Consider the following 15,583-nt stretch of genomic DNA (forward strand, 5'->3'; position numbering starts at 1 on the left):
ATTGATAATTGATAATTGATAATTGATAATTGATAATTGATAATTGATAATTGATAATTGATTAATAAAAAACTAATTAAAAACAATTGGATTACAATCATTTAGGACAATAAGTTGTTAGCTATTGGTCCATAATTTAAAGTCAAAAACTATGTTAGACAACCAAACTTTCCTGATTACCGGTATTGCAGATGAAAACTCTCTGGCGATGAAAACAGCCGAAAAAATCCTCGAACACAACGGAAAAGTTGTTTGTACGGGATTGGGTGTTACGCCGTTTCATAAAAACCTTTCCGAAAAAGCAGCGTCTTTTCTCCATAAAAATTATGATGATTTTGAAAATGCCTGCAAAAAAGTATTAGGCAAAGATGTTTACACCGCACCGCTAGACGTGACTTTACCCGAAAGCCTCAATTATTTTGCCGATGACCTGAAATCAAAAAATATTGCGTTGAATGGCTTTTTACACGCTATCGCAATGGATAAAACCATCAGAAACAAAGCGGTAAAACCAATGTTGGAAGTAACGGCGGAAGAGTTTAATGACACGATGAATGTTTCCGCATTTTCTTTGGTTACCCTTTGCCACGCTTTGCTTGCCAATGGCGTTTTGCAAAACGGCGCATCGATTGTCTCATTAAGTTATATTGCGGCAGAAAAAGTGTCATTTTTCCCTTATATCAATATGAGTATTGCCAAAGCCGCACTGGAAAGGCTAACCATCGAAATGGCTTATGAACTCGGAAAAAAATATGGCATCCGCGCCAATGCCATCCGCTTCTCGCCTTATATGGGAAGCAAAGCCGGAAATGCCACTTTGAAAACTGAAGATGTGGAAAGAGCCGATAGAATCAGTCCCTTGGGGAATGCTTTGCCAGAAGATCTGGCACACGAAATTGTACACCTTTTCCGTCCTGAGACTAGGATTACCGGTGAAATCCGCCATGTAGACGGAGGTTTCCATATTATGGGATAACGATTGATCAATTCAAAAAATGACAAGACTCAGAAAGCTAAAAAAATTCTGAGTCTTTTTTTATGTTGATTTTGGATTATTCTTAAATTTACCCCTTTAAGAAAAAACCTATGATAAAAGCAGGACTTGTGGGAGCAGGCCACTTGGGAAAGATCCACCTTCGGCTATTGAATCAATCCGAAAAATACGAACTGGTAGGATTTCATGATAAAGACGCAGAAAACGGGAGAAAGCTGGAAGCGGAATTGGGCTACAAATATTTTGAGAGTTTTGAGGATTTGCTCGGCGAAATTGAAATGCTGGATATAGTTACGCCCACCATCTACCATTACGACTATGCAATGAAGGCGATTGAAAAAGGCATTCATTTTTTTATAGAAAAACCCGTTACCCAAACCCTGGAACAAGCCGAGGAATTACTGTCTAAGTGTAATCAATTTGGCATCAAGGCGCAGGTTGGCCATGTAGAACGTTACAATCCCGCCTTTATCGGAGCCAAAGATTACATCAAAAACCCGATGTTTATTGAGATTCACAGGCTTGCCGAATTTAATCCGCGCGGTACAGACGTTTCTGTGGTTCTGGATTTGATGATCCATGACTTGGACATATTGTTGAGCATTGTCAAATCAAAAGTTAAAGAAATCCATGCCAGCGGCGTATCTGTAGTGAGCAAAACGCCAGACATCTGCAACGCGCGGATCGAGTTTGAAAACGGCTGCGTCGCCAACCTTACCACTTCTAGAATATCAATGAAAGCAATGCGAAAATCACGGTTTTTCCAGCAGGACGCTTATGTTTCTGTAGATTTTCTAGAGAAAAAAGCGGAAGTTATTCGCATGAAACCGGCACCTGAACATCCGTCTGACTTTGATATGATTATAGAAAATGCAGAAGGTGAAAAAAATCAGATCTTATTTGAATATCCAAGCATCCATCCCAACAACGCGATACTGGATGAGCTGGAAAGTTTTGCCAACGCCATAGAAAATAATCTGCCTGTTCAGGTTTCTCTTCAGGACGGAACCGAAGCTTTGAAAGTGGCACTTGAGATTATGAGGCTGATCACAAAAATGAATTAAAATAAAATCACCCATCCCAAAATATTTAAAATAGCAATATGAAAAATATCGTCGTAATAGGTGCCGGAACCATGGGCAACGGCATTGCACATACTTTTGCACAGAGCGGATTCACTGTAAATCTGGTTGATGTAAAACCGGAAAACCTAGAAAAAGCACTGCAAACCATTGCTACCAATCTGGACAGGATTATCGCAAAAGGCAACTTGACAGAAGAAGAAAAAGCCGCCACGTTGGGAAATATTATTACCCATCAGGATCTTAAAAATGCTGTTCCTAATGCAGACCTGATTGTAGAAGCGGCCACAGAAAACCTGGAGCTTAAACTTAAAATATTCTCACAGATTGATGAACTTGCACCAGACAACTGTATCTTGGCAACCAACACCTCATCGATATCCATCACCCAGATTGCGGCAGCCACCAAACGGCCGGAGAAAGTGATTGGTATGCATTTTATGAATCCCGTGCCTATTATGAAACTTGTAGAAATCATCAAAGGCTACTCTACGTCTAAGGAAACATTTAATACTGTTTTTGAAATGTCCAAAAAACTAGGAAAAACGCCTGTAGAAGTCAATGATTATCCCGGATTTGTAGCCAACAGGATTCTGATGCCGATGATTAACGAAGCTATCGAAACACTGTACAATGGCGTAGCCGGCGTAGAAGAGATCGATACCGTGATGAAACTGGGAATGGCACACCCAATGGGACCACTGCAATTGGCTGATTTTATAGGATTAGATGTTTGCCTAGCCATCCTTAATGTAATGTATGATGGTTTTAAAAATCCTAAATATGCGCCCAACCCACTACTGGTAAACATGGTGATGGCTGGTAAAAAAGGCGTAAAATCGGGGGAAGGATTCTATGATTACAGCGCCGGTAAAAAAGCCGAAAAAGTCTCTGATATGTTTCAAAAAAAATAAAAAGAAGGCTTTATAAAAATCTGCCCTAAAAAAATAATTATCATCCTGGTTTATCAGGAAATTTTCTATCTTTGAACCATCAGAGTAACAAACAGCACTCTATTTATTTTAAATTTTTTTGTTATGAAATTACCTAAGTTTTTATTAGCCGACAATTCTGATTTTCCGGAAGATCTTTTTGTAGTACACACAGAGTATCCACGTTTTATCCTTAACGTAGAAGAAGAGGATGTAGAATGGTTGGATGACTTGGAAGGTGACGATGAAGAAACTGTAGCCACAGAAGCTACAAAAGTTGTGGAAGAAGCCTTTAAATGGTGTGATGAAGAACTTGCAAAATACGACGACGAGGAAGACGAAGAATAAAACAAAAAAAAGGGACTCAAAATTGAGTTCCTTTTTTTATTGATTAAATTATATGCTCAATATACAAAATTCAAAAAGCCTCGTCATTAGAAAATGACGAGGCTTTTTACTTTTTAGGAAAAAAACCGCATTACTGCGGTTTTTTAAACTAAGCTGATTTTAGTTTTTATCCCAAATAAGTTTGGAACTCATCTTATCACCGCCAATATTAGCAGATGCAGCTTCATAATTTACTCTATTTAGAGATTGAACTGAAGTTGGATAAAATAATCTTGTTGGTAAATCTGTCAAACCTGCTATCAAAGATGTGAAAGTGTAAGTACTAGAGCCTTCGTAAGGAACATTATATGTACCAGTTTGACCAGGTAACAATAATGTTTTTGGATAACCAGTTCTTCTATATTCAGCCCAAGCTTCATAAGGTTGCATATATAAAGCAATGTACTTTTGTGTTAAAACATTTTCTTTTGAAGCTGGAGGCAGTGCAGCAATATAGGCATTTGCGGCATCGTCATCAACTCCCCATCTACTAAGTGAAGCTTTAACACCATTGATATATTCGTTTTGTGACCAACCGTTATTTTCACTTAACAAAAATTCTACTTCAGAGAATTCCATTAGAATTTCAGTGTAATTCTTTTTATAAACATTTTTACTAAAGAAATTCCCAGACGATGCTTGACTAGGTGCCGCAGAACTGGAAACACCATATGGCATTCCGTTGAAATCATCAGGATTTGTTGACTCAGGAGATACTCCATCGAGAATTTGTTTCTTTACAATACCCTTAGGTGTAGCGTACTTAAATAATCTTGGATCTAAACCAAAATTGCCTTTCTTACCTTTTAATAAATCAACAAATGTTTTAGATATCGCCAAATCAGATCTAGTCCTAAAATCATTATACATTGGTGATGGATTAGTTAAATTATCTTCAAATGCAAGTCCAACAGTATCGTCTTCAGAAGTCATTACTCCTGAGGAGATGGCATCTGCGATATGACCTTCTGCCCCAGGGACTACTCCCTTAACCCTTGTAGCAATACGCAATCGTAAGGAGTTAGCAAATTTTTTCAATTTATCTGAAGATCCAAACAAATTATCGCCTGACGTAAATACATCTCCCGGCACAATCATAGCAGAAGCTTCTTTCAATTCTTTTAGAATATCTGCATAAACTTTTACTTGACTTGCAAACTTAGGCTGTAAGCTAGTATTTACAGATAATGCTTGAAAGTCAGCATCTTTATTTCCATAAGAATAGTATGGTATATCACCAAATGTATCAGCAAGATTTGAGAAAATGTACGATAACATAATTCTGGAAGCAGCAATTTGATTATTGTTTGGACCATACATACTCATTTTACTCTTAGTTGCTGGATCCGTATTTAAATCTATAATTTGCTTATAGTCCTGAGCTACTCGATAAGTAACAGACCATATTGCAACACCACTTGTCAAACGATATTGATATCTATCCTCCTCTGTATAAGTACGCTGTGCCGAATATTGGACCCAAGGTAAAGCAACCCTACCCGAAGAGAAAGAACCTCTCATTTCAGTCAAGTACTCCTTCATTGTATTATTAAAAATCCCATAGGTCAAAGGATTACTTGTTTGATTGGGATTTACATCAATCTCATCAAAATTGTCGGCACAATTAGTTATACTAAAAAGCATTGCTACTACCGAAACTATATATAATATCTTTTTCATTATTTTTAAAATTTAAAATTAACATTAAATCCGTAGATTCTAGTTGATGGTAGTGAACCACCTTCTAAACCTTGAATGTTTCCAGATCCATAAGATGTATTTTCTGGATCAATCCCTTTATTACTTAAATTCCAAGCAAAAAGATTACGCGCAAAAGCTGAAAGCCTAATGCCTTGGAATACATTACCAACAATAGTTTTTGGCAAATCGTAAGAAATGGTAACATCCCTCAGTTTAACATAGCTGGCATCAAAAACATTCAACGCATCAACTCCGCCATAATAAGATAGTCCCCAATCAACAGCTTTTATATTTATATCATTCTTAGCGCCATTCTCTTTAACACCATCTAGAACAACTCCAGCCTCACGATTCCCACCCAAACCGGTATCTTCTAACATACCAGAATAGTGTCCCCACATGTTTGTTGTTGAAAAATATTTTCCACCTTGCTGAATATCTAGTAAAGCCGAAAGAGTTATGCTCTTAAACTTCCAAGTTGATCTAATACCCAAATTATAATCTGGTAAAATAGAACCTAAATTTTTAAGCGCAGAAGCTTTATAGAATCCATTTTCGTCAACCACTTTATTTCCATTAGCATCATATACAAAATCAGTTCCCATAATTGCACCATATGCAGAACCAACATCGGCTGCCAATTGAGCTCTAAAAGGTGCATTAGTAATAACAAATCTCTCTAGATCTTGATATAAGGACACCAACTTGTTAACATTTTTAGCAAAGTTAGCATTAACAGTCCATGAGAAATTTTCAGACTTTAATGGTGTTACACTCAAAGATGCTTCAATACCTTTATTAGTCATTTCCCCTGCATTAATTCTTGTAAATAGGAATCCGGTAGATGGATCAACCGGTACAGGAAGTATAAGATCTTTTGAGCTAACATCATAATATGTAAAATCTAAGCCTACCCTACTTTTAAATAAGCTCAATTCTAACCCAATCTCTTTTGTATATTTTAACTCTGGTCTAATGTTCGGATCATTGTTAGTGTTAGGATTACTATATTGTGGTGCTCCGTTAAATGGTGCTGAACCCACATCTGTATAATTTTCTCTGATATACGCATCAGGTGAAGATTGTGCAATTTTAGACCATCCAGCTCTAATTTTACCAAAACTCAACCAGTCTGCATTAACTAGCCTTGTGAAAACAAAGCTACCCGTAACAGAAGGATAAAATTGGCTATTATTAAGGTTGGAGAACCAATCATTTCTACCAGTAGTTTCAACGAAGAAATAATCTTTATATCCTAAGGAAGCATAATAAAATAAACTTTTTACGGCCAAGTGGCTTGCATAGTTTGAAGTTTGTGCCGCACCTAAACTGTTGCTCAAATTATATAGCCCAGGTATAACAAGTCCTCCATTAGTTTGACCAGTTAAACGCTCACTCTTGTTATCTCTATAATTGAAACCAGCAGATCCTGTTAGGCTAAAATCTCCAAAAGTATTATCGTACTGAAGTCTACCTTCATAATTGTACTCGGAGATATTTCTTTTACTCAAGGCATAACCAGGAATAGCAGCTGATCCTACAGCAACTCTCGTAGAGCTTGTTAGGGAATAGGTGTCTGAATAAACTTTACCTGTTGCGGACAAATGTTTGTTAAATGAGTAAGTCAGGCCGGCAGAACCGAATGTTCTAACTCTCTTATCTAATGAAATATTCTCATTAATTGTCCAATATGGGTTATCAGAGAAGTTAGGAGTTGGATCATCCCAGGCTGTTCTATTCCAAGTTCTTTGGCTACCATCTGATAATTTATAATCTTTTAACTTTTGAAAATCCAAGTTTCTCTGTCCAAATTGATAAAATTTTTGAGCTACAGAATTATCACCATAACCGGTTTCAGGCCTATTAAATCCCCTTGTTACAATGTAATTAATATTAGCTTCTGCTTTTAATTTGTCAGATAATTTAGTATTTAGATTGATTGAAACATTATCTTTATTAACTTTAGAATTTGGAACTATACCATTTAGTTGAGTATTGGTATAGGATAAGCGGACACTTGTATCATTAAATGATTGAGAAACAGAGAAATTATTGGTATAATTTACTCCTGTATTCCAAAAACTATCAACATCCTTTCTAGGAGCCACAAAAGGAACAGGCTTCATATAGTCATTTGCAAATTCTTTGTCAAATGCATACCAAGGTAAATACATTAAATTAGGATTATATTTTGGACCCCAAGAAGCGTCAGTACCATAATCCATGACATTATAAACTTGTCCATTAATTGTCTCTGTAGGTAAGGTAGTACTAGAACCTCCACCGTAAAATTTTTGCAGTTTAGGTTTAATATATGCATTTTCAAAACTTACGCCAGTATTCAACTCTACTGAGGCACGCCCCTTTTTAGCTGATTTGGTAGTATAGAGAATCGCACCATTACCAGCTCTAGCACCGTACAAAGCAGCAGCCGGCCCTCCTTTCAGAACAGTTACAGTTTCAATATCATCAGGACTAATATCAAAAGAGGCATCACCATAATCTCTACCACCAGCACCTCTTTGTGTATCTGTGTTATTGATATTTGTATTATCGAGGGGAACACCATCTACAACAATGAGAGGTCTGTTTTCACCTGTAATAGAACTGATACCTCGCATTGTAATCCTTGTAGAACCACCAATTGATGATGTAGCAGTTACCTGAACACCTGCCACATTTCCAGACAAAGCACTTACCGCATTACTCTGCCCAGCATCAGAAATATTATCCCCTGAAATTTGTTGGGTTGCGTAACCCAAGGCTTTCTTCTCTCTTTTGATACCAAGAGCTGTTACTACAACACCCTCAATATCCTGTGTCTTGGCAGAATCTTTAACCTTTTGCGCAGAAACCATTGCAAAAGACGAAGAAAGCACAACTGCTAAAACACCTGCTGTTAATTTTTTCATATCAAATCAAATTTTTCTATGAACAAATATGCAAAACATTATTAACATATCCAATATCAATATCCAAAAATATGTTAAAAAAATACTTTTACGTGAATATAATAATAAACTAACATTTACATTTTTGTTAGTTAAAATTCTTAAATATCAATCATCTATACAGAATGTAGTAAGAGAAGTAATGAAAAATGAAATGTGTTTTGAAATATAAAAGAAAAAAAACTGCAAAGTTTTAACTTAAAATTGTTATTAATGTTTTGCATCATACAGGTTAAAAAAGTACTTTTTTCTGCACAAGAAAAAAGTGTCTGCATTTAAGATTTCTATACCAAATCAAAAAATTATATGAAGTAAATTTAATATTAATGAAAAATAATTAAACTGCTAGATAGTTATTATTGGAAATCAGACGTAATTAACCACAAACCACATAATAAATATTTAATAAAAAATTAACTAAAAAAACCACAAAAATCAAATCTCCCAAAGCTGAAAAAATGAAGAAATTCTAACGTATATCATACACCACCAATGTTTTAACTTTTTTTTTTAGATATTTTTTAACACCTTTGCATTCTTAAAATATTAAAAATTGTTAATATGAATGTTAAACTACGTGTATTATCAGCAGGAGTTTTGTTCTTTATTGGAGGGCAAGCATTGCAAGCACAAAAAAAAACTAACGATACAATTCCTCAAACAAGAGAAATTGATGAAGTTGTAATGGTGGCTTTTGGATCACAAAAAAAACAAGCAATAGCTGGATCTGTTGCAAAGGTTGATGCTAAAGATTTAGCAAATGCACAATCTAGTAATGTCATTACTTCTCTATCTGGAAAAGTTGGAGGTGTCCAGATTACTACCAACTCAGGACAGCCTGGTGATCCTCCCCAAGTTAGGTTTAGAGGGTTAGGATCATTATCATCATCTAATAATCCTTTGTATGTTGTGGATGGAATGCCTTTCGGAGGTAGTATAAATTCATTAAACAATAATGACATCGAAAGCATTACTTTCTTAAAAGATGCATCAGCTAATGCTTTGTACGGGAGTAGAGGAGCAAATGGTGTTGTCTTGATTACAACTAAAAAAGGTAAGAAAGGTAAGATGAATATTACTTTCGATACTAAATTTGGAGTTAACACCAGAGCGGTCAAAGAGTATGACTTAATTACAGATCCAGGAGAATTCTATCAAGCATATTTTGAGAGACTTAGAATAAGCAACGTTTTCTCTGGTATGAGCTATGCTGATGCATCTGCTGATGCCGCAGCTAACTTAATTAGTGGATCAGACGGATTGGCTTACAATAATTATAATGTAGCGGGCGATAAACTAATTGATCCATTAACAGGAAAGCTAAATCCAAATGCTAAGCTTCTTTATCATGATGATTGACAAAAAGAAATGTTTAAACCTAGTGTTAGACAAGAGTACAATATTGGCATTCAAGCTGGCTCAGAAAAATTAAATACTTATTTTTCTTTGGGATATCTTAATGATCAAGGGTTTTTGATGAACTCTGGATTTAAAAGATTTTCAGGGCGATCAAAAGTAGATTACCAAATATCAAATAATTTAAAGTTAAGTACAAGTTTAAACTACGCAAGAACAGACCAAGGAGCGCCAAACTCATTAACCGGAAATAATACATACTCTAACCTGATAGGATGGGGAAGAAATATAGCTCCTATTTATCCAATATGGGCAAGAAATGACGATGGAAGTATAAAATCTGCTAGTTATGGTAAAATGTATGACTTTGGAAGTTTAGGAAATCCTAGTGGAATGGGATTAGCTAGGCCATATGGTGGTGGATTAAATACTTACGCTAAAGCTCAATTGGATCAGATTAGAAACATTGAAGATAACGTAAGTGGCAGAGCTAGCTTGTCTTGGGATTTTTATGATGGCTTTAATTTTAGCTATAACTTTGGTTTGGATATAGTAAGTGGTAACTACAATTCTTATGGAAACAATATAGGTGGTGATTATTACGGTCAAACGAATGGTCAAGTTAGAACTTCAACTTCTACTGATCAAACATTTAATAACCAACAATTATTATCTTGGAAAAAAGTTATTGGAAATCATAATATTGACATAATGATTGGTCATGAAAATAATGATTTCACCTCTAGAATGCTTTCTGGAACAAGAACTAACATAGTAATTCCAGGGAAAACAAATGTTAGTAATGGATCTAGATATGTAGATTTAAATGGCTATAATGATAACTATACTACTGAAGGATATCTTTCTAGAATTAATTATGGATACGATAATAGATACTTTTTAAATGCTAGTTTCAGAAGAGATGCTTCTTCTGTTTTTAGCCCAGATAATAGATGGGGTAACTTCTTCGGTATTGGAGCTGCATGGATGGTATCAAATGAATCCTTCCTTAAAGGAAATAATGCAATTACAAGCTTAAAACTTAAAGGCAGTTATGGTGAGCAAGGAAATGACGCTCTCTTCTACCCGAGTTCAGTGAGCATGAACCACAGAAGTTATTTTGGTTGGGCTAGAAATTATAAAGCTTACCAATCCCAGTGGGAAAATATTCCCGACGCAAATGGTAACGTTTCTATTGTTCAAGTATATGAAGGAAATCCCGATATTAAATGGGAGACATCCAAAAACTTAAATACAGGTTTCGAATTGGAATTATTTAATAGAATTAATATTGATGCTGAATATTTCCAGAGAAAGGTTGATGATCTATTATTTAACTTTCCACTCGCTTCATCTACAGGAACATCATTTATTACCAGAAATATTGGTAATATGCAAAATACTGGATTAGAACTAAATATCTCTGCAGATATCATAAAGGGACAAAATTTCAATTGGACGGTTTATGGAAATGGTACTTATTATAAAAATAAAGTCACTTATTTACCAAACTCTTTTACTTCAGAAATTTTTAAGTTTGAAGAGGGTAAACAAGCATACACATATTTCATGAGGAAATTTGCTGGTGTAGATGCTACCAATGGGAATGGCAAATGGTATAAAGATGTAACTGATGCTAATGGGAATGTTACAGGACAAACAACAACTGAAGTTTATACGGATGCAACTTTATATTCTCTAGATAAAAGTGCTAACCCTAAATATTACGGAGGTTTCGGTACAAGATTAGGATATAAAGGCATTAACCTAACGATGAACTTTGCGTACCAGTTTGGAGGTTATATGTATGATGGAAGTTATGCTGACATGCTGCGCTCTAGAGATTCTGGAGATATAACAAACTTCCACAAGGATATCTACAAGACTTGGACTCCAACTAACACAACAGCAGAATTGCCTGCAGTAGACAGAGTTAGACCAAACAATATGGGAACTTCAGATTTATTTCTAATAAAGTCTGACTACATCAGTCTTGAAGATGTATCTCTAACGTATGATTTCAACAAAGGGTTATTACCAGAGGGAATTTCAGGGTTAAATTTCGGAGTATACGCAACAAATCTGGCTCTTTGGTCTAAAAGACAAGGTTTAGACCCTAGATTGAATTCCGTAGGTAATTCTCTAGGAACAAATGGTCAGTCATTAAATAGATATGGAGCGCAAAGATCAATATCTTTAGGTTTAACAGTTAAATTTTAATTACAATGAAAAAAATACTAGGAATATTATTTTGTTCCACTTTACTACTTACAGGATGTAATCAAGATTATCTAGATACAGACTTGAAATCGACTATTAATGAAGACCAATTATCAACATCTCCCTCAGCCCTACAAGGTTTACTAGATGGTGTTTATACTAGTCTTCATACTTATGGACTAGCTTATGATGGCAATCATGAAGATTTTGGACACAAGGCTGTTCTATCAGGAATGGATATGATGTCAAATGATCTAGTGCAAACCAAAGGAAGTTGGTTTGGCGGCTTTTACAATTATCAGGGAAGAATACAAACAGGTTATAGACCAATTACGATATGGAAAACTTATTATCAGCAAATAAAAGCAGTTAATAATGTTATTGCAGCTATTGATAAAGCTGGTGTAAATGCAGAGAATAAAGCTATGTATGGTCAGGCTTTGGCTCTAAGGGGCTATATGCATTTTATGTTAGCTCGTATTTTTGGACCCACATATGTAGGTCATACTTCTGAACTTTCAATTCCTGTATACACAACTGTTTCACTTGATGGAAAAAGCCGTTCTACAGTTGCTGACACTTACACTCAGATTGACAAGGATTTGACAGTAGGTATTACTAATCTAGAAGGATATACTAGAACTAATAAAGAAAAAGTTGATAAGAGCGTTGCTCAAGGTTTCCTAGCTGAAGTAGCCTTAGAGATGGGTAATTATGCTAAAGCAGCAGAGATGGCTCACAATGCCAGACAATCTTTTGCACAACCAACAAAAAAACAGTGGCTTGATGGTTTTTATGATTTGGATGGAGTGCCAGACGTTATGTGGGGTGGTATTATATCCGAGGCAACTACTTCTTTTGTAGCTAGTTTTTTTGCACATTTTGATAACACAGATGGTAACGGTTATGCAGGCGGACTATCTTTTATTAAGTCTATAGATAAGAGATTATATGATGCAATTCCTGATACTGATTACAGAAAAGAAGCATATTTGGCTTCTGATAGTATCGTAAATAATGTAAGCTTGCCAAAATATGCCAATCTTAAATTTAGAGATAAATCTGTGGGGAATGGAGGAGATTACATATACATGAGAGCCTCTGAAATGTATTATATCGAAGCTGAAGCTTTAGCAAAAACTGGTAATGAAGCTGGTGCGAAAGCTGTTTTAGCTGAAATTACTAAACTAAGAAACCCATCTTATACTGTAACAGCATCTGGTTCAGCACTAATTAATGAAATTATACTACAAAAAAGAATTGAATTGTGGGGTGAAGGATGTGCTTGGACTGATATGAAGAGATTAAATGTATCCTTAGTAAGAAATTATCCAGGATCCAACCATGTCCTATTATCAGGGAAAATCGACATACCTGCCGGAGATCCTAGATTCAAGTTTCAGATTCCGCAAGCAGAAATGTTGGCTAATCCAAACATGACGCAAAATCCATAGTTTAGTTGTTTGAAAATACCAGTTATTTTTAATTACATTGAGTAGCCTAAAATAGGTTCACAAGTTTTCAATTAATATAGTAATCCGGAAGATTTCATTTTTCCGGATTTTTTATGCTTTGCTTCCAGTGTTTTTAAACTCAATCTTTCTTCCTTTAGTTGCCTGAATCAGGATAAACTTTTTTCGAATCTGTGTGGCGTAATGCTTGTCGGAGATATCAATCATCATATTGAGAACTTTGGTTTTCAGTTTTTCATCAGCCAATTCTTTCTCTAATTTTTTTTTGTCTCGGCGGTTGTTACTTTGGATTTTGGCATCGTATGAATAATAGGTTTGATCCAATCAAAGTTACCACATTTCCGAAGCCAAATCAAAACGGAGCTTCTTGCTTGGATGCCATAATGCTTTTATGACTGCCTGTAAGTAAATTCGCCCTTTTCCTACCCGAGTGACAATGCCTAATTTAAAAGACATCATGTAATCCAATTGTGTCCGTTTTTCTCTTACATTTTCTCGATTTCCCATAATTAAGTCTTTTTGTGTCAATTTATTTTAGGAAGAGACACATTACATAAAAAAGGCAGTCTATTCAGACAACCTTTTTTATATGCGTAATATAAGGATTCCTTAGATTAATACTAGTAATCAATAATTTTTTCATTTTGCAATAGAGACATGCAATTATACTCTTGATAATGAATGAGATAGAACCTTCAAATCTGGCTACATATTAAATATTCTCATAACTGATACGAGCTTTATAACGACGACACAAAGAAATATAATCAGTTAAAAATAATTTTATAACACATTATTAAAGCGCTTAAAAAAACTCTTTTTGATGTCAGCTGATTAGACTATTTAGAAATAGATTTAAAAACTATATCTATAATAAAGTAATATACTAAGAATCCATTTACAATTCAAAATAAAAAAACAGTCGGCTCTATTTTGAGCCGACTGTTTTAAATTTTTAATTTTAAAAATTTTAAAGTGGGTTTTGTTCTATTAATGGATTTGCATTAATTTCGCTTCTAGGAATTAAATATTGCCACCTATTATCAGTACTTGGCACGCTCATCACATTATTAACTACTGTAGAACTATGATTAGCTCCGGTTCTATCAAGGTTCACGCCCAATCTTTTAAGATCTAAAAATCTAAAGCCTTCGCCCCATAATTCTAACCTTCTGCTTAATAAAATCTCGTTAACATATGCATCTCCAGTTGTTGTAGCTCCTGCATATGATGGATTTCTATTTTTAGCAAACTCATTGAAAACAGTTTTAGAATCAGCTTCTTTACCAGATTTTGCCAAAGCTTCTGCCTCAATTAAATACATTTCTGCAGATCTCATAAGAGGAACGTCACATCTACTATCAGATTGGCTAACTGCTAAAAACTTCTGGCTTGTATAAGGATATTTAGAATACGTTGATGGTAATCCTAGCGAAGTGTGTGCACCTGTTGGATCAAAATTCTTTAATCTTATATCAGTAGATGGAAATTTTGCATAAAGGGAACTATTAATAGCCTTTGGTGCTTGTCTAATGTTGGTAGAATTATAATTTCTGGACATATAAGCTCCAAAATTTCCAAAATATTCAGTTTGCTCAGAAATAATTGAGCTGCCCCACATCCATTCAGCATTACCCTCCAATGTATTAAATCCTGAGGTATAAGCTGTGTTAGACATAAGAGTAAAGCCTGCCCTTGCAGCCTTTGCCTGTGTTGCTGCTAAAGAGTAATTACCTTGTGTTAATGCAACCCTAGCAATCATACCTCTTACAACATTTTCATTAAAATGTGACTTAAAGGCTCTCGCATTTCCTGTAAGATAAGTTAGTGACGCATTTAAATCTTGATTGATTTGCTTATAAACTTCTTCAACTGTGTTTCTCTTCATCGGTATTTCATCTGCCGTCAATTTTAATGGCACCCCATTCTGAGAATTGGTAGTGCCTGCTACATATCTTTTCCCATATAATTGTACAAGCATAAAGTAAGAGAATGCACGAAATGCATAGGCTTCCCCTGTAGCTTTTTTAATTTTAAGAGCATCAGCTTCGGTTGGTGCAGGTACAGATGGAGCATTAGCTATAATTAAATTAGCATTTCTTATTAAAGCGTAATAAAACTGGTAAGGAAAAAAATCATTAGCTCCATTTTCATTAATTTGATCTTGCCATCTTACAGTACTTATGTACCATCCATTACCAGTAGATGGAAACACAAGATCTTCACCCAAAGCATCCATCATAACCATGATTCCACTTTGTCCAGACTGGCCTTGATTGCTATTTTGATTACGATACATATTTCTTATCATACCGTTTACTACAGCTGCCAAATTATCTGATGTTGAAAACGCATCTTTATCTGAGACTGCATCTGTAGGATTAGCATCAAAATAATCATTTGAGCAAGAGTTGATGGATGCTATAGTGACTATCGATAAAGCCCCAAGAAAGATATTTTTTAATTTATTTTTAGTTATTTTCATTTT

The 15,583-nt window shown here is 35.1% G+C and carries 11 protein-coding genes; 7 read left to right on the top strand and 4 right to left on the bottom strand.

The window, feature by feature from the left end; all coding sequences use genetic code 11:
• The first annotated feature begins 151 nt into the window (after positions 1-151).
• The 4 genes from AC00Y6_RS01255 to AC00Y6_RS01270 all read left to right on the top strand — a co-directional run bounded on the left by AC00Y6_RS01255 (position 152) and on the right by AC00Y6_RS01270 (position 3,356).
• A complete protein-coding gene (locus AC00Y6_RS01255) occupies positions 152-976 on the top strand; it encodes an SDR family oxidoreductase (RefSeq protein ID WP_474488803.1) in 825 nt (274 codons plus the stop codon).
• A 110-nt stretch (positions 977-1,086) separates the two neighbouring features.
• Positions 1,087-2,058, top strand: coding sequence for a Gfo/Idh/MocA family protein (locus AC00Y6_RS01260; protein ID WP_474488804.1), 972 nt, complete (start codon positions 1,087-1,089; stop codon positions 2,056-2,058).
• 38 nt (positions 2,059-2,096) lie between these two features.
• The gene (locus tag AC00Y6_RS01265; RefSeq protein WP_474488805.1) at positions 2,097-2,990 is read left to right on the top strand and encodes a 3-hydroxyacyl-CoA dehydrogenase family protein; all 894 of its coding nucleotides are present in this window, start codon (positions 2,097-2,099) and stop codon (positions 2,988-2,990) included.
• A 123-nt stretch (positions 2,991-3,113) separates the two neighbouring features.
• On the top strand, positions 3,114-3,356 hold the full coding sequence (locus AC00Y6_RS01270) for a hypothetical protein (protein ID WP_074236598.1): 243 nt from the start codon (positions 3,114-3,116) through the stop codon (positions 3,354-3,356).
• Positions 3,357-3,515: 159 nt separating this feature from the next.
• Here the strand turns inward: AC00Y6_RS01270 and AC00Y6_RS01275 are convergent, their stop codons facing one another.
• Positions 3,516-5,075 carry a SusD/RagB family nutrient-binding outer membrane lipoprotein gene (locus AC00Y6_RS01275; RefSeq protein WP_474488806.1) on the bottom strand — a complete coding sequence of 520 codons (1,560 nt, stop codon included), beginning with the start codon at positions 5,073-5,075 and terminating at the stop codon, positions 3,516-3,518.
• Between the two features lie 5 nt (positions 5,076-5,080).
• Positions 5,081-8,008: a SusC/RagA family TonB-linked outer membrane protein gene (locus AC00Y6_RS01280; protein WP_474488807.1), complete on the bottom strand. Its 2,928-nt coding sequence runs from the start codon at positions 8,006-8,008 to the stop codon at positions 5,081-5,083.
• Positions 8,009-8,608: 600 nt separating this feature from the next.
• Here AC00Y6_RS01280 and AC00Y6_RS01285 point away from each other — a divergent pair.
• The 3 genes from AC00Y6_RS01285 to AC00Y6_RS01295 are packed head-to-tail and all read left to right on the top strand — an operon-like array spanning position 8,609 to position 13,077.
• The gene (locus AC00Y6_RS01285; protein ID WP_474488808.1) at positions 8,609-9,406 is read left to right on the top strand and encodes a TonB-dependent receptor plug domain-containing protein; all 798 of its coding nucleotides are present in this window, start codon (positions 8,609-8,611) and stop codon (positions 9,404-9,406) included.
• 9 nt (positions 9,407-9,415) lie between these two features.
• Positions 9,416-11,623 carry a SusC/RagA family TonB-linked outer membrane protein gene (locus tag AC00Y6_RS01290; RefSeq protein WP_474488809.1) on the top strand — a complete coding sequence of 736 codons (2,208 nt, stop codon included), beginning with the start codon at positions 9,416-9,418 and terminating at the stop codon, positions 11,621-11,623.
• Between the two features lie 5 nt (positions 11,624-11,628).
• Positions 11,629-13,077 (top strand): RagB/SusD family nutrient uptake outer membrane protein, encoded by a 1,449-nt coding sequence (locus tag AC00Y6_RS01295; protein WP_474488810.1) that lies wholly within the window; start codon positions 11,629-11,631, stop codon positions 13,075-13,077.
• A gap of 111 nt (positions 13,078-13,188) precedes the next feature.
• On the opposite strand, the gene AC00Y6_RS01300 is transcribed toward AC00Y6_RS01295, so the two are convergent.
• Positions 13,189-13,419, bottom strand: coding sequence for a hypothetical protein (locus AC00Y6_RS01300; RefSeq protein ID WP_474488811.1), 231 nt, complete (start codon positions 13,417-13,419; stop codon positions 13,189-13,191).
• A 646-nt stretch (positions 13,420-14,065) separates the two neighbouring features.
• Entirely contained in the window at positions 14,066-15,580 is a 1,515-nt protein-coding gene (locus tag AC00Y6_RS01305; protein ID WP_474488813.1) for a RagB/SusD family nutrient uptake outer membrane protein, read from the bottom strand.
• Between the last annotated feature and the right edge of the window lie 3 nt (positions 15,581-15,583).

The sequence above is a fragment of the Epilithonimonas sp. genome (assembly GCF_056329745.1).

What these genes read in the sequence shown, in the direction of transcription:
- AC00Y6_RS01255 (WP_474488803.1), top strand. Translation starts at nt 152, where the DNA reads ATGTTAGACAACCAAACTTTCCTGATTACCGGTATTGCAGATGAAAAC.
- AC00Y6_RS01260 (WP_474488804.1), top strand. Translation starts at nt 1,087, where the DNA reads ATGATAAAAGCAGGACTTGTGGGAGCAGGCCACTTGGGAAAGATCCAC.
- AC00Y6_RS01265 (WP_474488805.1), top strand. Translation starts at nt 2,097, where the DNA reads ATGAAAAATATCGTCGTAATAGGTGCCGGAACCATGGGCAACGGCATT.
- AC00Y6_RS01270 (WP_074236598.1), top strand. Translation starts at nt 3,114, where the DNA reads ATGAAATTACCTAAGTTTTTATTAGCCGACAATTCTGATTTTCCGGAA.
- AC00Y6_RS01275 (WP_474488806.1), bottom strand. Translation starts at nt 5,075, where the DNA reads ATGAAAAAGATATTATATATAGTTTCGGTAGTAGCAATGCTTTTTAGT.
- AC00Y6_RS01280 (WP_474488807.1), bottom strand. Translation starts at nt 8,008, where the DNA reads ATGAAAAAATTAACAGCAGGTGTTTTAGCAGTTGTGCTTTCTTCGTCT.
- AC00Y6_RS01285 (WP_474488808.1), top strand. Translation starts at nt 8,609, where the DNA reads ATGAATGTTAAACTACGTGTATTATCAGCAGGAGTTTTGTTCTTTATT.
- AC00Y6_RS01290 (WP_474488809.1), top strand. Translation starts at nt 9,416, where the DNA reads ATGTTTAAACCTAGTGTTAGACAAGAGTACAATATTGGCATTCAAGCT.
- AC00Y6_RS01295 (WP_474488810.1), top strand. Translation starts at nt 11,629, where the DNA reads ATGAAAAAAATACTAGGAATATTATTTTGTTCCACTTTACTACTTACA.
- AC00Y6_RS01305 (WP_474488813.1), bottom strand. Translation starts at nt 15,580, where the DNA reads ATGAAAATAACTAAAAATAAATTAAAAAATATCTTTCTTGGGGCTTTA.